Below are 19,089 nucleotides of genomic sequence, written 5' to 3'. Positions count from 1 at the left end.
GTACCGGACCGGCGTGACACCGACGGCGCCGTTCCTGTCGCAACGCGACGCGGGACAGGGCTGATTCGCTCCTATTCGTCCAACCCGGCGAGAAAATCGCGCAGTACGCCCTCGAAGACCTCGGACCGTTCCAGGTTGGGCAGATGCCCGGCCCCCTCCACGACCGCCAGCCGCGATCCGGCCACGGCGCGGTGCATGGCCTCGGCCTCGGCGACGGGGGTGAACACGTCGTCCCGGCCGACCACGATCAGGGTGGGCACGCGGACGGCGGCGAGCACGGCGCCGTAGTCGGGGCGCAGGGCGCGGCCCCGCAGCGCGGCGGCGGCGCCCTCGGGCGAGGTGCCGCGCATCATGCGCAGCACATGGGCGGCCACCTCGGGACGACCGGTGACGTTGTACGGCGCGATCATCCGGTCCAGCACCTCGTCGGCGTAGCCCGCCATGCCCTCGGCGAGCAGGCGCTCGGCCATCGCCTCGCGGGCCTTCCTGCCGTCCTTGGTGTCGGCGCCGGGGAAGGTGTCGGCGAGGACGAGCGCGGCGACCCGTTCCGGGAAGCGCCGCTGGAACTCCATCACGATCTGGCCGCCCATCGACAGCCCGCCGAGTACCACCCGGGCGACGCCCAGGTGATCCAGCAGCGCGGCGAGGTCCTGCGCGAAGGTGCCGAGCGGAGTGATTCCCGGGACCACCTCGCTCGCCCCGTAGCCGCGCAGGTCGGGGGCGATCACCCGGCGCCCGGACCGGGCGATCGTGGCCACCTGGGGTGCCCACATGGAGCGGTCGAAGGGGTGGCCGTGGACGAGCAGCAGCGGAAGCGGAGCGCCGGCCCCGTGCCTGCCCCCGTGCCTGCCCCCGTGCCCGCCCCCGTCCTCGGCCTCGTCCTCGTCCTCCCGCTCGTCCTCGTACGTGACGGTGATGCCGTTGACGTGCGCGGTCGCCACGACCGTTCCCCCTTCTCGCCGGTTTTCTCACCGATTCCCGCAAATGCCCCACAGTGCGGGGGTGTTGATCGTGATGCTAGGCGCGCTCTCCGGCTCGGTGCAATAAGATCTTTGCTCTCGGTGCAATGTGGGCTTCGCTCTGGAGGGGACATGCCGAAGGAGGACTACCGCACGGTCGCGGACGCCGTGGCGGCCGACATCGCCGCGGGACGGCTGCTGCCCGGTGACCGGCTCGCGCCGCAGCGCGTCTTCGCGCGCCGGCACGGCATCGCCAACTCCACGGCCATCCGCGTCTACGCCGAACTCGCCCGTCGCGGCCTGGTCGTCGGCGAGGTGGGCCGCGGCACCTTCGTCCGTGCCGCCGCGCCTGCGGCGGGCCCCGCGCTCGCCGAACCCGCGCGGCAGAGCGTCGACCTGGAGCTCAACTACCCCGTGACGGAGGGGGAGCCGGAACTGCTGGCCGCCGGACTCGCCCCGCTGCTCCGACCGGACGTCCTCGGCACCGCCCTGCGCCCGCTCACCGCCGACGGCACCCCCGCGGCCCGGGAGGCGGTCGCCGCGCTGCTGTCCGGCCCGGCGTGGCGCCCGGACCCACGGCGGCTGCTGTTCGCCGGGAACGGCCGCCAGGCCATCGCCGCCGCCGTCGCCGCGCTCGTCCCGCCGGGCGGCCGGCTCGGCGTCGAACCGCTGACGTACCCCGTCATCGCCTCCGTCGCGGCACGGCTCGGGGTCAGCCTCGTCCCGGTCCCGTGCGACGAGGACGGCATCCGGCCCGACGCGCTCGCCGAACTCCACAGCGGCGCCCCGCTGCACGCCCTGTACCTGCAACCCACGCTGCACAACCCGCTCGGCGTCACCATGCCCGCCGAGCGCCGTGCCGAACTGGCCCGCACACTCGGCCGGTTGGATCTGCACGCGGTGGAGGACGCCGTCTGGGCCTTCCTGCACCCCGACGCACCGCCCCCGCTCGTCGCGTACGCGCCAGGGCAGGTGGTCCTCGCCGACAGCCTCTCCAAGCGGCTCGCCCCCGGGCTCACCGCGGGCTTCGCCCTCGTCCCCGAGGCACTCGCCGCCCCGGTGGCCGCCGCCCTGCGCTCCGCCGGCAGCCTCGCCACGGGCTTCGCCCTGGAGGCCGCCACGCGCTGGATCGGCGACGGGACGCTCGACGCCGTGGTGACGGCCAAGCGGCGCGACGCGGCCGCCCGGGCGCGCCTGGCCGCGGAGCGACTGGCCGGCTTCGCCGTCTCCGCCGACCCCCGCGCCTACTTCTGCTGGTGGCGGCTGCCCGGCCGGTGGCGGGCCGACACCTTCGTCGCCGCGGCCGCCCGGCACGGCATCGCCGTCACCCCCGCCGCCGCCTTCGCCGCCGGGCGCGGCAGCGCCCCGCACGCCGTGCGGATCGGCCTCGCCTCCCCGTCCCCGCAGGTCCTGGGCCGTGCGCTGGACACGCTCGCGGTGATCGCCAAGGGGGCACCGGAGGACAATTCCGCCGAGTGAGCGCAAGCGGTTCGGAATCCTAGCGAGTCCGTCGCACGTGCCAATGGAAAATGCCTTAACTCACCTGATTCGCGTACGGCTTGAGTAACGTTCCGTGCTGTTCCGTATACCAGACGTGGCGGCGAAGGGGTGCGCGTGCCCGGCATCGACGAATGCCTTTCCGAGGCGTTGGCCATACCCGGCGTGCTCGGGGCGAGCGTGGTCGACTGGAGCAGCGGCCTGATCCTCGGGGCGGTCGGGCAAGAACCGGGGCACGGCCACGAGGCCGCGGCCGCGGACACCACGGAGGCGGCCCGGGCGGTCGTGGAGGGCGCCACCTTCACGGCCAAGGAGCCGGGGCGCATACCGGTGGAGGACATCATCATCACCGCGCCGGGGAGCTATCACCTGATCCGCTTCCTGGACACGTCCTTCGACAGCGACGTCATCCTGTACATCTGGCTGGACCGGGCGATAGCCAACCTGGCCGTCGCCCGGATCGGGCTCCAGTCCATCGCCGACCGGCTGGTGCTCGTATGACCGGGGCCGAGGCCGCGCGGCCTCCGCTCGCGCTGCGTTCGCTGCCCCGCCGGACGCCGTCCCGTGGGGTCGTCCCGGCTCCCGCACCCGTCGCCGGCGGCCCCGGCCGGTTCGGGGCGTACGCCTTCGGCGCGGCGCTCGCCCGGCTCGCCGACGCGGGGGCCAGCGGGGCGCTGTACGGGTCGGCCGGCGCGGTATACCTGCGCGACGGGGCCGTCGTGCACGCCGAGAGCCCGTGCGCACCCGACCTGGGGGTGCGGCTGATGGCCTGCGGCCGGCTGACTCCCGACCAGTGGCGTGAGGCGGTCACCACCGCGGACATCGGCCGCGGCGTGGGCCGGCACCTGGTGGACACCGGCCGGGTGGCCCGCGGCGAACTCGAACTGTGCCATCTGCTGGCGCTGTTCGACGCCGCGTACTTCACCCTGCTGCCCGACTCGGAGCCCGACCGGTTCCAGCCGGGCGCCACCTCCCGGCTCGGCCCGATCGCCCGACCGGTCCCGGCGCAGCGGATCGCCCGGGAGGCACAGCGCCGGCGCACCCAGCTGGAGCGCGCCTGGCCGTGGGACGACACCGACGCGGGTCCCGTCGTCCCGCGTCCCGGAGAGGAGTTCCGCGGCGGCCGGGCCCGCGCCCCCACCCGGGGCCAGCTGGCCGTGCTCGCGGCGGCCGACGGCTCCCGCACCCCGGTCCAGATCGCGTGGCACCTGGGCCGCTCCGCCTTCGCCACGCTGCTGGACGTGCGGCGACTTGCCGCCGGGGGCCGGATCACCACCGCGGCCCGGGGTGAGCCGTCCACCCGGAGCGAGCCGTCCACACCCGCCCCACCCCCGGTGGGCAACGGGCCGCAGCCTGCGGCGCCGGCGTCCGCCGATCCCTCCGTCGCCCTCTTGCTCCGACTACGTGCCGCCCTGGAGGCCCGCCTGTGAGCGCCCTGCCGACCCGCCCGGCGCCCGCCGACCGACCGTGGAGGAAGGCTCTGCGGCAGCTCGCCGGAAGGAGACAGCTCGTGGCACTCGAAGCCGATGTGCTGGCCGAGCTCCGGAGTCTGCGGACGAGGGTGCCGCACCTGACGGGCGGGCTCGTCGCCAGTGCCGACGGCCTGGTCGTGGCGCACGACCTCAGCGGGCCGGAACCGGAGGGTGTCGCCGCCCTCACGGCGGCGGCGCTGGGCGTGGCGGCGCGCATCACCGAGGCGACCGAGCGGGGCGCCTTCCGGGAGCTGATCGTCCGGGGGGAGAGCGGTTATGTCGCGGCGTACGCGGCAGGCAGCGCGATGGCCCTCGCCCTCGTCGCGGGCCCCGCCTCCAATGTGGGGCGGCTGCACCTGGAGGCCCGCCGATCCAGTCGACGGATCGAGGATCTCGTCGACCTCGCGCTCCAACGTCAGGAGCGGAAATGACCGTACGACCACCTTCACCAGCCGACAAGCCGCCGGGCACCGGACGCGGCCGAGCCGCCACGGGTCCCAGGCATTCATCACGCAACAGAACTCAACGACAAGGAAGCGAGACCGTCATGGCCAACACCGAGACCGCGCTGAAGGATGTAATGACGTCGATCGAGGGCGTCCTGGGCGTCGCTCTCGTGGACTACGGCAGTGGCATGGCCCTGGGCACGCTCGGCGGTTCCAAGGACCTCGACCTGACCGTCGCGGCCGCCGGCAACACCGACGTGGTCCGCGCCAAGATGCGCACGATGGAGATGCTCAACCTCAAGGAGCACATCGAGGACATCCTGATCACGCTCAACACCCAGACCCACATGATCCGGCTGCTGACCGGGCGTTCGGGCAAGGGGCTCTTCCTCTACGTCGCGCTGGACAAGGACCGCGCGAACCTGGCGATGGCCCGCCACCAGCTCAAGCGCATCGAGTCCGACCTGGAGATCTGACCCCGCCGGGACCCGTGCACCCGCGGCCGGCGACGGCCCGGCACACACGGCGGCGACGCCACGTGTGCCGGGCCGGTCCCATGCGGGGGTCGGGGGAGCGGATCAGCCGTTCGCCGAGGCGGTCGAGGCGGAAGGAGCCGAAGCGGGGTGGTGCCCCGCGTGGTGCTGCCCCTCCTCGACCCTGCCGCCGAGCTCCTTGCGGACCGGCTCCAAGGCGTCGGGGTCGGCCTCGACCACCCAGCGCTCGCCCACCAGGTACGAGCCGCCGTACGGCTGCGCCTCCTCCAGCCAGGACTTCTGCCCCGCGGCACTGGCGAAGGTCACCATCACGTACGCCCCGCGCTCCGTCGAGCACGCCCCCTGGCGCAGCTCGTCCACATCGGTCTGCACCTGCGGGGTGCAGCCGATCGCCCGGCCGATCCGTTCCAGCGCCACCGGGCCGCCCGATGCCCCGGAGTCCTGGCCGCCACAGGCCGTCCCCAGCAGCGCCACCGCCACGGCGGCGGCCGCCCGCGGACCCCACGTACGGATCACGGACACCCGCATCACCCTTCCCCAGGTCTTCGGAGGCCGCACGGATCGCACGGCCGTCCACGCGCACCGCGCGCCCGCAGACGGTATCCCGGACCCGCGCGGAACCCGTACGGCCTTGCGAAAGTGACGTCCGGTCGGCATGCGATATGACAAAATCCGCCGCTCCCGCTCACGGGGCCCGGCGACCCGTGACGCCGACACCTCCGATCGGGCATACTCCATCGCGCCGAAGCCGCAGGTCGGACCATGCCGTGACCCGGCGGGAGACCATGGGCGGAGGGTACGTATACCGGTAGCGCCGCCACATCCTGGGCGGACGCCGCCGCCGCGCCCGACAGGGAGGAGAGCGCCGCCATGACCCACGACGGCCCCCAGCCGGTGGAACGCCAACTACCCACCGAGGAGGCCCGCCACCTGCTCACGCTCGTGCGTGAGCTGGCCCAGCGGGAGATCAAGCCCAAGGCGGCCGGGGAAGAGGACGCGGGGATCTTCCCGCGCGACACCTTCCGCCTGATCGGCGAGGCCGGCCTGCTCGGCCTGCCCTACCCGGAGGAGTACGGCGGCGGAGGCCAGCCGTACGAGGTGTATCTGCAGGTACTGGAGGAACTGGCCGCGGCCCGGCTCACCGTCGGCCTCGGTGTCAGCGTGCACACCCTGGCCTGCCACGCGGTCGCCCACTACGGCGCCAAGGAGCAGCGCGCCGAGTACCTGCCCGCGATGCTGGAGGGCTCGCTGCTGGGTGCCTACGGCCTGTCCGAGCCGGCCTCGGGTTCCGACGCCGCCTCGCTGCGCACCCGGGCCACCCGGGTGGACGAAGGGTGGCGCATCGAGGGCACGAAGGCGTGGATCACGCACGGCGGCGTCGCCGACTTCTACACCGTGCTCGCCCGCAGCGGCGTCGACGGCCCGCGCGGCATCACCGCCTACCTCGTCCCGGGGGACGCCGAGGGCCTGTCGGCGGCGCCGCCGGAGAAGAAGATGGGCATGAAGGGCTCGCCCACCGCCCAGCTTCACCTGGACGGGGTCACCGTCCCCGACACCCGCCGCATCGGCGAGGAGGGACAGGGCTTCACGATCGCGCTGGCCGCCCTGGACTCCGGGCGCCTGGGCATCGCCGCCTGTGCGATCGGCGTCGCCCAGGCGGCACTCGACGAGGCCCTCGCGTACGGCATGACCCGGCAGCAGTTCGGCCGGCCCGTGGTCGACTTCCAGGGCCTGCGCTTCATGCTCGCCGACATGGCGACGCGGATCGAGGCCGGCCGCGCGCTGTACCTCGCGGCGGCACGGCTGCGCGATGCCGGGCGGCCGTTCTCCCGGCAGGCCGCCATGGCCAAGCTGTTCTGCACCGACGCCGCGATGCAGGTGACCACGGACGCGGTGCAGCTGCTCGGCGGCTACGGCTACACCGCCGACTTCCCCGTCGAGCGGTACATGCGCGAGGCCAAGGTCCTGCAGATCGTCGAGGGCACCAACCAGATCCAGCGGATGGTCATCGCCCGCAGCCTCGCCGGGCCGGAGAGCAAGGCCCCGTAGCCGGGTCCGCGTGATCCTCCGGTGCCGTGCCGCGCCGCCTCTCGACAGGCGGCGCGGCGCGGCACCGCGGCTGCGCGAGTCAGGCGGCGCGCTGGAACGGCACCCGGATCGGCTGCGACCCCGGGCCACCGACGTGCGAGAACGGCTGCGTGCGCCAGTCGAGGCCGTCCGGCAGCGTGAGCAGCTGCCCCCAGTCCTGCTCGTCGGCCGCGTCGTCCCCGTCGGCCTGCGTCGCGTCGGCGGCGGGGCGGCCCGAGCCGGGGCAGACCGTCAGCCCGAACGGATTCCACGGCGAGGAGCACAGCGCGTGCTCCGGCAGCACGTCCTCGTCGGCGAGCAGGGCGATCGGGCGCGCACAGTCAGGGCAGTGCACACGGAAGATCTCGAAGCCGTCGTCGTCGAGGGCGTCGAAGCCGTCGAAGGCGTCGTCGGTGGAGTCAGGAGCGGCGTCGGAGCCGGAGTCGTCCGCCGTCAGGAGCGCGAGCACCTGAGTGCGTTCGTGCTCCTCCCCGAGCGCGGCCGTCGTGCGTTCGCCGCGGCTGTGTCGTGCGTGGGTACGCATGGGTGCATCTCCCCCTCAGAAGAACGCCCATCAGTGGGGCCGGCCAGGGCTCTCGGCCGCGGCCATAGCGAGCATTTCCCGCCACCCGGGCGTGGTAATCACCGCCACTCCGACGACCGTTGACATCGGGTGTGGCCTTCGTCACACGGTGCGGCCGGGGGGTCCTCCGTGCCCACGCCGACGCTGCCGTGCGCCCGCTGTGCGCCCTCCCCGCGGCCACGGCCGGCTCAGCCGCCGTCCGGACCAGTGGTGTCGCGGGGCGGGGCGGTGCTCTTTCTGACGACCAGTCGGACACCGAGCTCCACGCGCATGGTGCCCACGTCCCCGGTGTCCCCGGAATGGGCCATGCGCAGCAGCATCTGCGTGGCCTCCTCGGCCATTTCGAGCAGCGGCTGATTGACGGTGGTGAGTGCCGGGCTCGCCCACTGCGCCAGCGGGATGTCGTCGTACCCGACGACGGACAGATCGCGGGGGACCTGAAGTCCCTTGACCCGGGCCGCCTCCAGGACGCCGAGCGCCTGGAGGTCGCTGCCCGCGAAGATCGCGGTCGGCGGGTCGGGGCGCTCCAGCAGCTCGAGCGCGCCGTCGTGGCCGCCCTGCACATGGAAGTCCCCGTACCGGATGAAATCGGGGTCGACCGCGAGCCCGGCCATGCCCATGGCGGAGCGGAAGCCGTCGAGCCGGGCGAGGGAGCAGAGCATGTCGTCCGGGCCGGTGATGATCCCGATGCGGCGGTGGCCGAGCTCGATCAGGTGCCGGGTGGCGGCGACCCCGCCGGCCCAGTTGGCCGAGCCGACGGAGGGCACGTCGGGCTCCGGGTCGCCCGCGGGGTCGATGATGACGAAGTTGATGGCCCGCGACCGGAGTTTGCGCTTCAGGTCGTCCGGGAGCGTGGAGAACACCAGGACGACGCCGAGCGGCCGGCGCCGCAGCACCCCCTCGATCCACTCCGGGCCGGGGGCGTGCCGGGTGCCGCTCTCGGTGAGCACCACGCTCATGTTGCGGCTCTTGGCGACGTTCTCCACGCCGCGGATCAGCTCCATCGCCCAGATGCTCTCGAGTTCGTGGAAGACGATCTCGATCAGCCGGGACTCGGGCTGGGTGGGTGCCGGACGCTGGTAGCCGTTGGCCTCCAGCAGCCGTTCGACCTTGCTCCGGGTCGGGGCGGCGACATCGGGACGGCCGTTGAGGACTTTCGAAACTGTCGAAAGTGACACGCCGGCTTTCGATGCCACGTCGGCCAGGGTGATCCGGCCGCCCTCGATCTCATCTTCATGCATGGCGCACAGGATAGGGCACCGGACCCGCCGCCGTTCGATAACGGTTTGGTCCCGTCGATTCCACCCTGTTGACCCCGGACTGAGGGAAGCCTACGGTCCATCGTCAGGCGAATTTCGGCAAAGTGGCCGAAACTTTCGAGAGGTCGAAGATGAAGAAGCGTGCGTGGTTTCCCCGTGCCGTCGCCGGCGGTGCGGTCCTGGCACTGGGCCTGACTCTGAGTGCCTGCGGCGGCAGTGACTCCTCCGCGGGCGGCGGTTCCGGGACGATTCACGTCCTGGTGTACGGCGACGCCGCCAACAAGGTGGAGAAGCAGATCGTGGCCGAGTTCAACAAGACCTCCAAGGTCAAGGCGGTCCTCGACACCATCCCCGGTGCGGACTACCAGCAGAAGCTGCAGACGATCATCAACACCAAGCAGGCGCCCGACGTCTTCTTCAACTGGGGCGGCGGCAGCATCCAGCCCTTCGTCAAGGCGGACCTGCTCCTGCCGCTCGACGACTTCATCGCCAAGGACCCCGGCCTGAAGGCCAACTTCCTGTCCTCCGTCTTCAACACCGCGGTGATCGACGGGAAGTCCTACGGCGTCCCGATGCGCGGCACCCAGCCCGTCCTGCTGTTCAACAACAAGAAGGTCCTCGCGGACGCGGGCGTCCAGCCCCCGCAGACCTGGGACGAGCTCGTCGACGCGGTCAAGAAGCTCAAGGCCAAGGGCGTCACCCCGATCGCCCTCGGCGGCGGCGACCAGTGGCCCACGCTCATGTGGTTCGAGTACCTCTACGACCGCATAGCCGGACCCGAGCTGTTCGCCAAGGCGCTGTCCGGCGACAAGAGCGCCTGGGAGAGCGAGGACAGCAAGAAGGCGCTGGGCATGCTCAAGGAGCTCATCGACGCGGGCGCCTTCGGCACCAACTACGACTCGGTGAAGTTCACCGACGGCGGCTCGCCCGCCCTGCTGGCCGCGGGCAAGGCCGGCTTCGAGCTCATGGGCTCCTGGGAGTACTCCACGCAGCAGGACGCCAACCCGGACTTCGCCAAGAACGACCTCGGGTACACGGGCTTCCCGACCGTCACCGGCGGCAAGGGTGACGCCGCGAACGTCGTCGGCAACACCAACAACTTCTACTCGGTGCTGAAGAAGACCGAGCACCCGGACGCGGTCGCGGACTTCCTCAAGCTCATGTACTCCGACGACTTCGTGAAGCAGCAGCTGGCCATCGGCAACCTGCCCACCACCACGAACACCGCCAAGTTCCTCGACTCGGCCGACAACCCGGACTACCTGAAGTACCAGTTCGACCTGGTCGACAAGGCCCCGTCCTTCCAGCTGTCGTGGGACCAGGCCTACCCGCCGTCGGGCATCACGCCGATCCACCAGGCCGTCCAGCAGTTCTTCAACGGGCAGATGGACGCGGCGGCCTTCATCAAGGCCATGCAGGCCCTGCCCACCGCCTGAGAGCGACGATCCCCATGGTTTCCCTCGCCGCCAGCGTGACGGGCAAGCGACAGACCCAGCGCCCGGCCGGCCGCACCGTCGGCCGGCCGGGCCTGGCCTGGGCGCTCCCCGCCACCGTGTTCTTCGCCCTGTTCGCCCTCGTTCCCCTGGTGATGGTCGCGGTCCTGTCCTTCACCGCCTGGAACGGCCTCGGCTCGCCCGAGTACACCGGCTTCGACAACTGGGTCCACCTCTTCCAGGACCCCGTGATGATCAAGAGCCTGTGGCTGAGCGTCCTGCTCACCGTGCTCGGCGTGGTCGTCCAGACCCCCCTGAGCATCCTGCTCGGCGTCTGGGCGGCGGGTCCCGAGCGCAACCGGGCCGTGCTGTCCGCGATCTTCTTCGTACCGCTGCTGCTGTCGGCCACCGCGGTCTCGGTGCTCTGGCGGGCCCTGCTCGACCCGAACTTCGGCGTGCCCTCACAGGCGCGCTGGCTGTTCGGCGACGGCAACCTCTTCGGCACGCAGACCGCCGCCATCGGGGTGCTGGTGTTCGTCAGCACATGGCAGTTCACCCCGTTCCACGCCCTGATCTACCAGGGCGCGACCCGGGCCATCCCGCAGGTGCTCTACCAGGCCGCGGAGATCGACGGGGCGGGCACCGTACGGAAGTTCTTCCACATCACGCTGCCGCAGCTGCGCAATTCGATCATCACCTCGGTGATCCTCATGGTCGTCGGCGGTCTCACCACCTTCGACACCGTGCTGATCCTCACCCAGGGCGGTCCCGGCACCGACACCACCATCAGCGCCTACTACATGTACGACAAGGCCTTCAAGGGCTTCGACTTCGGCGCGGGCGCGGCGATCGCGCTGATGCTCGTCGTCGTGGCCACCGTGATCTCGCTGATCGTGGTCAAGGTCTCCGGCTACGACAAGATGGCCGGCACCAAGGAAGGGCTCTGATGAGGCGCCGTCCCAACTACCTGGCGGGCCTCGGCGCCCTGGTGTGGCTCGCGCTGGTCGGCCTGCCGCTGTACGTGATGCTCGGCGCCACCGTGCAGTCGCGCGCGGCGTACAGCGCCAACGGCCCGCTGTCCTTCCCCAAGTCCTTCACCCTGGACAACTACGTCCAGGACTTCAGCAACGGCTTCGGGCAGTACTTCCTCAACACCGTGGTCGTCACCGTCAGCGTCGTCGCCATCGTCGTGCTGCTCGTGCCGCCGCTGGCGTTCACCATCGTCCGCAACCGGGGACGCGGCACCTCCGGGGTGTTCCGGCTCTTCCTGCTGGGACTCGCCATCCCCGCGCAGGCGGTGATCGTCCCGATGTTCTACGTCATCAGCAAGGCCGGGCTCTACGACAACCTGCTCGGCGTGATCCTGCCCACGGCCGCCTTCTGCCTGCCGGTCTGCACGCTGATCCTCACCGGCACCATGCGCGACATCACCACCGAACTGTTCGAGGCGATGGCCGTGGACGGCGCCTCCGTGCGCCGCACCTTCTTCCAGCTGGTGGTGCCGCTGTCCAAGAGCGGACTGTCGACGATCGTCGTCTTCTCCGCGCTCCAGGCCTGGAACGGCTTCCTCTTCCCCCTCGTGCTCACCCAGTCCGACGAGACCAAGGTGATCACGCTGGGCCTCTACAACTTCCGGACCCAGTACGGCATCAACATCCCCGGCCTGCTGGCCGCCGTGGTCCTGTCGACCATCCCCGTCCTGCTCGTCTACCTGTTCGCCCGCCGTGCCCTCGTCCAAGGGCTGATGGGTGTCGGAGGAAAGTGAACGACAACGTGACCGCCGACTCCCGCGTCGAGGCGCTGATCCGCGACATGACCCTGGACGAGAAGATCGCCCAGCTCTACGGCGTCTGGGTCGGCGCATCCAACGAGGGCGCCGAAGTCGCCCCGCACCAGCACGACATGGACCAGCCCCCGAGCCTCGACGACCTCCTGCCGTCCGGCCTCGGCCAGCTCACCCGGCCCTTCGGCACGGCCCCCGTCGACCCCGCCCTCGGCGCGCTGTCCCTGATGCGCACCCAGGAGCGCATCGCCGCCGCCAACCGCTTCGGCATCCCCGCCATGGCGCACGAGGAGTGCCTCGCCGGCTTCGCCGCCTGGGGCGCCACCACCTATCCCGTGCCGCTGTCGTGGGGCGCCTCCTTCGACCCGGAACTGGTCCGGGTCATGGCCGCCGCCATCGGCCGCGACATGCGCGCGGTCGGCATCCACCAGGGCCTGGCCCCCGTGCTCGACGTCGTGCGCGACGCCCGCTGGGGCCGGGTCGAGGAGACGATCGGCGAGGACCCGTACCTGGTGGGCACCATCGCCACCGCCTACATCCAGGGCCTGGAGTCGGCCGGCATCGTCGCCACCCTGAAGCACTTCGCCGGGTACTCGGCCTCCCGCGCCGGACGCAACCTGGCGCCGGTGAGCATGGGCCCGCGCGAACGTGCCGACGTCGTCCTGCCGCCGTTCGAGATGGCGGTCCGCGAGAGCGGCGTCCGCTCGGTGATGCACGCCTACACCGACACCGACGGCGTGCCGTCGGCGGCCGACGAGGAACTGCTGACCGGACTGCTCCGCGACGCCTGGGGCTTCGACGGCACCGTGGTCGCCGACTACTTCGGCATCGCCTTCCTCAAGACGCTGCACGGCGTCGCCGCCGACTGGGCCGACGCCGCCGGCACAGCGCTCACCGCCGGTGTCGACATCGAACTGCCGACGGTCAAGACCTTCGGGCAGCCGCTGCGCGAGGCCGTCGCCGCCGGCCGGATCGACGAGAAGCTCATCGACCGGGCCCTGCGCCGGGTCTTGACGCAGAAGGCGCAACTCGGGCTGCTCGACCCCGAGTGGAGCCCGGTGCCACCCGCCCTCGCCGAGGCCGACCTCAGCGACCCCGAGAGCCTCCGCGGCACCGTCGACCTGGACTCAGCGGCCCACCGCGAGCTGTCCCGGCGGCTCGCAGAACGCTCGGTGATCCTGCTGAGCAACGACGGCACCCTGCCGCTGGGCCGGCCCGCCCGGATCGCGCTCGTCGGCCCCCAGGCCGAGACCCCGGCCGCCGTCCTGGGCTGCTACTCCTTCCCCGTCCACGTCGGATCGCAGCACCCGGGCACCCCGCCCGGCATCGACCTGCCCACGCTGCGCCAGGCGCTGGTCGCGGAGTTCCCCGGCACCGAGATCGTCACCGTCGCCGGTTGCGGCATCGACGATCCCGACACCAAGGGCTTCGCGGCGGCCGTGCGCGCCGCGCGGGACGCGGACGTCGTCATCGCCGCGCTCGGCGACCGGGCCGGCCTGTTCGGACGCGGCACCAGCGGCGAGGGCTGCGACGCCGAGTCGCTCACCCTCCCCGGCGTGCAGCAGCAACTCCTCGACGCGCTGCTCGACTCGGGCACCCCCGTGGTGCTCACCCTGCTCGCCGGACGGCCCTACGCCCTGGGCCGGGCCGTCACCGAGGCCGCCGCGATCGTGCAGTCCTTCTTCCCCGGCCAGGAGGGCACCCCGGCGCTCGCCGGCGTCCTCGGCGGCCGCATCGCCCCCTCGGGGCGCCTGCCGGTCAGCGTGCCCGCGCATCCGGCCGTGCAGCCGTCCACGTATCTGGCAGCACCGCTCGCGCGGGCCAGCGAGGTCTCCAACATCGACCCGGCCGCCGCGTTCGCGTTCGGCCACGGGCTGACGTACACGGCCTTCGAGTGGGACGACCTGGAGGTGACGGGAGCCGGGGACGACGGCCGCGCCGTCGCCGGCACCGACGGCGAGGTCGAGCTGTCCTTCACCGTCCGCAACACCGGTGCCCGCGCGGGCAGCGAGGTCGTCCAGGTCTACCTGCACGACCCGGTCGCCTCCGTCGTGCAGCCCGTGCAGCGACTGGTCGGGTACCTGCGGCTGCCGCTGGAGGCGGGCGAGTCGACCCGCGTCCGGGTGACCGTGCCCGCCGATGTGGCGGCCTTCACGGGCCGCGACGGCCGGCGCGTCGTGGAGCCGGGCGCGCTGGAACTGCGGCTGGCCGCCTCCAGCGCCGACGTCCGGCTCACGGCGCGGGCCGAACTCGCCGGCCCGGCACGGCAGGTGGACCACACCCGCCGGCTGCACGCACGGGTCACCGCCGCCGGGGCCGGCGCGTGAAGCCGTCCGGCGGTACGGGGGAGGCGGACGCGCGGTTCGCGGCCGCCGCCCCCGTACTGCCGGGCTGCCACCCCGACCCGAGCGTCTGCCGGGTCGGCGACGACCACTACCTGATCACCTCGACCTTCGAGTACTTCCCCGGCATCCCCGTCTTCCACAGCCGCGACCTGGTGCACTGGCGGCCGATCGGCCATGTCCTCCACCGCCCCTCGCAGGTGGACCTCGGCTCGGTCGCGTCGTCCGAGGGGATCTTCGCCGCGACGATCCGGCACCACGAAGGCCGCTTCTGGGTCATCACCACCCTGGTCGGCGGCACCGGCAGGAACGGCACCTTCGTCGTCACCGCCACCGACCCCGCGGGGCCCTGGAGCGACCCCGTGTGGCTCGACGACGCCCCCGGCATCGACCCCTCCCTCTTCTTCGACGACGACGGCCGCGCCTGGTGCACCGGGACGCGACTCGCGGAACCGGGGGAGTGGGACGGCCAGACCGACGTCTGGCTGCGGGAGTTCGACCCCGTCGCGCTCGCCCTCACCGGGCCCGAGCACCTGCTGTGGCGCGGTGCGCTGCACGGCGCGGTGTGGGCGGAGGGGCCGCACCTGTACAAGAGGGACGGCCGCTACTACCTGCTCGCCGCGGAGGGCGGCACCGAGCACCGGCACGCCGTCAGTGTGGCCCGCTCCGACCATGTCACGGGGCCCTACACCGGCAACCCCGCCAACCCGGTGTTCACCCACCGGCACCTGGGACGGGACTTCCCCGTCGTGGGCGTCGGCCACGCCGACCTCGTGCACACCGCCGCGGGGGAGTGGTGGGCGGTGCTCCTCGGTAGCCGCCCCTACGGCGGTTACCACCCGAACCTCGGGCGGGAGACCTTCCTCGTCCCCGTGACGTGGGAGGACGGCTGGCCGGTCTTCGCGCCCGGCGTCGGGACCACGCTCGGACCGTTCCCCCGGCCGGAGACCGGAGCCCCCGCCGACGAGCCTCACCGGGAACCGGTCCGCGACGACTTCGACGGCCCGGCCCTGCGCCCGTCCTGGAACCAGGTGCGCACCGGCGCGCCGTTCTGGTCGCTGACCGCCAGACCCGGCTTCCTGCGGCTGCCGCTCGGCGCCGCGTCGCTCGCCGACACCGCCACGCCCTGCTTCCTGGGCCGCCGGCAGCAGCACCAAAGTGTCAGCGTCGCCGCGCTGTTCGACGTGGCGCCGGGGACGCCCGGCGAATGGGCGGGCCTGGCCGTCCGGCAGTCGGAGACCGACCACCTCGTGCTGGCCGCGGCGGGCGACGGCCGCGGAGGACGCCGTGTCCTCGCCGCCCTCCGCGAGCACGGCGTGCAACGCATCGTCGCCGAGGCGCCCCTGCCCCCGGGCGGACCGGTCATCCTGCGCATCTACGCTGAGGGCCAGCGCTACGGGCTGCGGTACGGACCGGAGGAGACCGAACTGATCACGGTGGACGGGGGATTCCTCAGCTCCCCGCGTGCCGGGGGCTTCCTCGGCGTGTGGCTCGGCCCCTACGCCACCGCGCACGGCGCCGTGTCCGCCGGCGTCGCCGACGTCGGCTGGTTCGACTACCGGCCCCTCACCCCCTGACCACCCTGGAGCCACACCCTTGTTCACCGACCTGCCCGAGCCGGAACTGCGGACCCACCGCAGCACCCAGACCGCGCCGGACGACTTCGACGACTTCTGGGACGCCACGCTCGCCGCGGCCCGTGCCGCCGCGCCACCCGGCGCCGTCACGGTCGAGCCGGTCGCCACCGGCCTGCGCACCGTGCACGTTTTCGACGTCACCTTCCCCGGGTACGGCGGCGAGCCCGTACGGGCCTGGCTGCGGCTCCCGCGCGGCGCCGAGGGCCCGCTGCCCGCGGTCGTGACCTACGTCGGCTACGGCGGCGGCCGCGGACACGCCCTGGAGTCGCTGCTGTGGGCGTCCGCGGGCTTCGCCCACTTCCACATGGACACCCGTGGCCAGGGCTCCGGCTGGAGCCGCGGCGACACCCCCGACTCCGGGGCCGCCGGCCCCCAGGCGCCGGGCATGATGACCCGCGGCATCGAGGACCCCCACCGGTACTACTACCGGCGGCTGTTCACGGACGCCGTGCGCGCCGTCGACGCGGTACGCACACTGCCCTCCGTCGACGCCGGCCGCGTGGCGGTCCTCGGCGCCAGCCAGGGCGGCGGCACGGCACTCGCGGTCGCGGCCCTGGTCCCCGACGTCTCGGCCCTGGTCGCGCACGTGCCGTTCCTGTGCGACTTCCCCCGCGCCGTCGTGATCACGGACGCCGACCCCTACCGCGAGATCGGCCGCTACCTCGCCGTGCACCGCGCCAGCGCCGCCCGCGTCCACCGCACCCTCGCCTACTTCGACGGTGTCAACTTCGCCGCCCGGGCCCACGTCCCCGCCCGCTTCTCGGCCGCCCTGATGGACGAGATCACCCCGCCCTCGACGGTCTTCGCCGCGTACAACGCCTATGCGGGCCCCAAGGCGATCGACGTCTGGCCCTACAACGGCCACGAGGGCGGCGCGATCGACGACGACGAGGCCGCCCTCGCCTTCCTGCGCACCCGTCTGGGCGCGTAGGCGGCACCAGCCTCAGCCGTTGAACGCAAGACCCAGACGGACGGCGCCGATCGTCATCCCCGTCACTCCCAGGACCGCGGCCGCGACCCTCAGCACCACGGGCGTGAGGACGGCACCGAGCCGCGGCCGATTCGCCGCCCAACGGTGAAGTCGCCACGCGGTGTTGCCCACATCGAGCGCCACCGACAACAGGGCCGCTCCGAACGCGAGGTCGTACACCGCCCTGCTCCACGCACCCATTGCGCTCCCCTCCCGTGACGTGCCTAGCGCGGCTCGGGCAGGGTGTCGCCCGTCTCCAGAAGCGTCTTGAGGCCCGAGACGAGGGCGGGCCAGCCGTGGCGGACCATGTCGAGGACGGTGCTGCCGGGGTCGTGGGCCTCGTGGACGACGGTCAACTTGACCGTGTCGCCGAGCGGTTCGATCTCGAAGGTCACCTGGGACCGCTGTTCGCGGATCAGCCGGGCGAGCACGTCCGCGTCCACGCCGGCGTTCTCGGCCCAGCGCGGGGTGAAGGTGTGCCAGGTGTACGACAGCCGCCGGTACGGCTCGGACTCCAGGACGACCTGCTCCGGGTCAGCGGTCCGGGCGCCCTTCTCCTCCCAGACCATGGGCGACCCCGGCCGCCAGTCGGTCTCGAAGGCCACGCCCCAGTAGCGGCGCGTGAAGGCCGGATCGGTCAGGGCCTGCCAGAGGCGTTCCGGCGTCGTGCGGATGTAGGTCGTGTAGACGAACGCGCTCTCGCTCATCGCCGGCAGCTCCAATGCCCTGTGCAGGTCCGCGAGCGCGCGGGCGCGTTCGCGGTCGTACTGGTCGATCCACCGCTCGGCGATGGCGTTGACGGGGGCGGCGTTGAGGAAGTGCAGCTTCTCGCGGCCGCGGCGGGCGGTCGTCACCAGGTGTGCCGCCTCCAGGACCGCGAGGTGCTTGCTGACCGACTGCCGGGCCATGTCCAGACCTGCGCACAGCTCGCGCAGGGTCTGCCCGTTGCGGGCGTTGAGGCTGTCGAGCAGCCTGCGCCGGCTGACGTCCGCCAGTGCCTTGAAGATCGCGTCGTCCATTCCCCGCCGTCCCGGACAGGCAGCTGTCCGGCTGCCTGTCCCGTCGAACATAGGCAGCCGAGCGGCTGCCTGTCAACGCGGCGCCCCGCCCGCCGACCCGCGCTGCCGTGCCCGCGGCACGTGCGCGGTTGGTAGGGTCACCGGGGGCGGCGGAAGGTGGCGAGGTGCGGAACGAGGCTTCCGGCGCCGGGCCGTTCGTGCACCCGGCGCTGTTCTACCGGAGCATGCGCGAGTACATGGAGGGCACGGTTCCCTTCGTCCTGGAGGGGCTCTACGCCGGCGAACCGGTCGCCGTCGCCGTTCCCGGGGCCCGACTGGAGCTTCTGCGGGCCCAGTTGGGAGCGCGCGCGGACCAGGTCCGCTGGCTCGACATGCAGCAGGCCGGGCGCAATCCGGGCCGCATCATCCCCGGCGTGCTGCGCGCTTTCGCCGACGAGCACCCGGGCGGCCGCGTCCGGATCATCGGCGAGCCCGTCTGGCCGGGACGCACCGCCACCGAGTACCCCGCCTGCGCCCAGCACGAGGCCCTGATCAATCTGGCCTTCGCCGAGAGCCCCGTGACGATCCTGTGCCCCTACGACGCCGCCCGCCTGGACGCCACCGCCCTCGCCGACGCCCACGCCACCCACCCCGTCACCGTCGACGGCGGACGCCTGTCGCGCAGCGCGGCGTACGCGCCGGACCGCGTGGTCGCCGCGTACAACACCCTGCCGCCCCCGCCGCCGGACACCGTCCCCGGCCCCTTCGACGCCGAGCACCTCGCCGGCGCCCGCCACACCGCGACCGAGCGGGCCCGCCGGCTCGGCCTGACCGGGGAGCGGCTCGGCGACTTCTCGCTGGCCGCGGGGGAGCTGATCACCAACAGCGTGGTGCACGGGGGCGGTTCCGGGACCGCGGCGGTGTGGGCCGAGGACGGCCACGTGGTGTGCGAGATCGCCGACGCGGGCCGCCTGGACGACCCGCTCGCCGGGCGCCGCCCCGCGGTCCGCGGCCTGCCGCACGGGCGCGGCCTGCTGATGGTGCACCACCTCGCCGACCTGGTCCGCACGCGGACCGGCGCGGAGGGCACCAGGATCCGCTTCTACCTGCGGCTGACCCCGGCGTAGCCGTGGGCCGGCGACGCGCCCT

At 72.8% G+C, this 19,089-nt stretch carries 19 protein-coding genes; 13 read left to right on the top strand and 6 right to left on the bottom strand.

From position 1 onward, the window contains the following. Positions 1–71: 71 nt before the first annotated feature. Entirely contained in the window at positions 72–941 is an 870-nt protein-coding gene (locus tag ACFWVC_RS25550) for an alpha/beta fold hydrolase (RefSeq protein WP_384290535.1), read from the bottom strand. 150 nt (positions 942–1,091) lie between these two features. On the opposite strand from ACFWVC_RS25550, the gene ACFWVC_RS25545 reads away from it, so the two are divergent. From ACFWVC_RS25545 to ACFWVC_RS25525, 5 genes are all read left to right on the top strand, one after another. Next, the gene (locus tag ACFWVC_RS25545) at positions 1,092–2,438 is read left to right on the top strand and encodes a PLP-dependent aminotransferase family protein (protein ID WP_384290532.1); all 1,347 of its coding nucleotides are present in this window, start codon (positions 1,092–1,094) and stop codon (positions 2,436–2,438) included. Positions 2,439–2,573: 135 nt separating this feature from the next. Further along, positions 2,574–2,957, top strand: a complete 384-nt coding sequence (locus ACFWVC_RS25540) for a hypothetical protein (RefSeq protein ID WP_319658271.1) — start codon at positions 2,574–2,576, stop codon at positions 2,955–2,957. After that, positions 2,954–3,886, top strand: coding sequence for a transcriptional regulator (locus tag ACFWVC_RS25535; protein WP_384290530.1), 933 nt, complete (start codon positions 2,954–2,956; stop codon positions 3,884–3,886). The genes ACFWVC_RS25540 and ACFWVC_RS25535 overlap by 4 nt, the downstream gene beginning before the upstream one ends. A gap of 80 nt (positions 3,887–3,966) precedes the next feature. After that, entirely contained in the window at positions 3,967–4,359 is a 393-nt protein-coding gene (locus ACFWVC_RS25530; protein WP_384290528.1) for a roadblock/LC7 domain-containing protein, read from the top strand. 116 nt (positions 4,360–4,475) lie between these two features. Further along, positions 4,476–4,850 (top strand): hypothetical protein, encoded by a 375-nt coding sequence (locus ACFWVC_RS25525; protein ID WP_360910506.1) that lies wholly within the window; start codon positions 4,476–4,478, stop codon positions 4,848–4,850. A gap of 102 nt (positions 4,851–4,952) precedes the next feature. Here ACFWVC_RS25525 and ACFWVC_RS25520 read toward each other — a convergent pair whose 3' ends face one another. Beyond that, complete coding sequence (locus ACFWVC_RS25520) at positions 4,953–5,390, bottom strand: hypothetical protein (RefSeq protein ID WP_384290525.1); 438 nt, start codon at positions 5,388–5,390, stop codon at positions 4,953–4,955. Positions 5,391–5,738: 348 nt separating this feature from the next. Here ACFWVC_RS25520 and ACFWVC_RS25515 point away from each other — a divergent pair, with 348 nt between their 5' ends. Continuing rightward, positions 5,739–6,917 carry an acyl-CoA dehydrogenase family protein gene (locus ACFWVC_RS25515; RefSeq protein ID WP_384290523.1) on the top strand — a complete coding sequence of 393 codons (1,179 nt, stop codon included), beginning with the start codon at positions 5,739–5,741 and terminating at the stop codon, positions 6,915–6,917. Between the two features lie 79 nt (positions 6,918–6,996). On the opposite strand, the gene ACFWVC_RS25510 is transcribed toward ACFWVC_RS25515, so the two are convergent. After that, complete coding sequence (locus ACFWVC_RS25510) at positions 6,997–7,479, bottom strand: hypothetical protein (RefSeq protein ID WP_384290521.1); 483 nt, start codon at positions 7,477–7,479, stop codon at positions 6,997–6,999. A gap of 227 nt (positions 7,480–7,706) precedes the next feature. After that, positions 7,707–8,759 (bottom strand): LacI family DNA-binding transcriptional regulator, encoded by a 1,053-nt coding sequence (locus tag ACFWVC_RS25505; protein ID WP_384290519.1) that lies wholly within the window; start codon positions 8,757–8,759, stop codon positions 7,707–7,709. Between the two features lie 149 nt (positions 8,760–8,908). Between ACFWVC_RS25505 and ACFWVC_RS25500 the strand changes: the two genes are divergently transcribed. Genes ACFWVC_RS25500 through ACFWVC_RS25475 form a run of 6 tightly spaced genes read left to right on the top strand, consistent with a single transcriptional unit; the run spans position 8,909 to position 16,903 of the window. Beyond that, positions 8,909–10,213, top strand: a complete 1,305-nt coding sequence (locus tag ACFWVC_RS25500) for an ABC transporter substrate-binding protein (RefSeq protein WP_384290516.1) — start codon at positions 8,909–8,911, stop codon at positions 10,211–10,213. 14 nt (positions 10,214–10,227) lie between these two features. Then, positions 10,228–11,157 carry a carbohydrate ABC transporter permease gene (locus tag ACFWVC_RS25495; protein ID WP_384290514.1) on the top strand — a complete coding sequence of 310 codons (930 nt, stop codon included), beginning with the start codon at positions 10,228–10,230 and terminating at the stop codon, positions 11,155–11,157. Beyond that, positions 11,157–11,975: a carbohydrate ABC transporter permease gene (locus ACFWVC_RS25490; protein ID WP_384290512.1), complete on the top strand. Its 819-nt coding sequence runs from the start codon at positions 11,157–11,159 to the stop codon at positions 11,973–11,975. The genes ACFWVC_RS25495 and ACFWVC_RS25490 overlap by 1 nt, the downstream gene beginning before the upstream one ends. Before the next feature lie 47 nt (positions 11,976–12,022). Continuing rightward, complete coding sequence (locus ACFWVC_RS25485; RefSeq protein WP_384290693.1) at positions 12,023–14,320, top strand: beta-glucosidase; 2,298 nt, start codon at positions 12,023–12,025, stop codon at positions 14,318–14,320. Beyond that, on the top strand, positions 14,317–15,912 hold the full coding sequence (locus ACFWVC_RS25480) for a glycoside hydrolase family 43 protein (protein WP_384290510.1): 1,596 nt from the start codon (positions 14,317–14,319) through the stop codon (positions 15,910–15,912). Before ACFWVC_RS25485 ends, ACFWVC_RS25480 begins: the two co-directional genes overlap by 4 nt. A 19-nt stretch (positions 15,913–15,931) precedes the next feature. Beyond that, the gene (locus tag ACFWVC_RS25475) at positions 15,932–16,903 is read left to right on the top strand and encodes an acetylxylan esterase (RefSeq protein ID WP_384290509.1); all 972 of its coding nucleotides are present in this window, start codon (positions 15,932–15,934) and stop codon (positions 16,901–16,903) included. Positions 16,904–16,915: 12 nt separating this feature from the next. Here the strand turns inward: ACFWVC_RS25475 and ACFWVC_RS25470 are convergent, their stop codons facing one another. Both ACFWVC_RS25470 and ACFWVC_RS25465 read right to left on the bottom strand, forming a co-directional pair. After that, positions 16,916–17,122 (bottom strand): hypothetical protein, encoded by a 207-nt coding sequence (locus tag ACFWVC_RS25470; protein WP_384290507.1) that lies wholly within the window; start codon positions 17,120–17,122, stop codon positions 16,916–16,918. Between the two features lie 44 nt (positions 17,123–17,166). Further along, a complete protein-coding gene (locus ACFWVC_RS25465) occupies positions 17,167–17,961 on the bottom strand; it encodes an ArsR/SmtB family transcription factor (RefSeq protein WP_384290505.1) in 795 nt (264 codons plus the stop codon). Positions 17,962–18,125: 164 nt separating this feature from the next. Between ACFWVC_RS25465 and ACFWVC_RS25460 the strand changes: the two genes are divergently transcribed. Beyond that, complete coding sequence (locus ACFWVC_RS25460) at positions 18,126–19,067, top strand: anti-sigma factor RsbA family regulatory protein (protein WP_384290503.1); 942 nt, start codon at positions 18,126–18,128, stop codon at positions 19,065–19,067. The last annotated feature ends 22 nt before the right edge of the window (positions 19,068–19,089 follow it).

This window comes from Streptomyces sp. NPDC058691, from assembly GCF_042714775.1.
Classification (GTDB): Bacteria; Actinomycetota; Actinomycetes; order Streptomycetales; family Streptomycetaceae; genus Actinacidiphila.
This window is presented reverse-complemented; position numbering and strand designations above follow the sequence as displayed.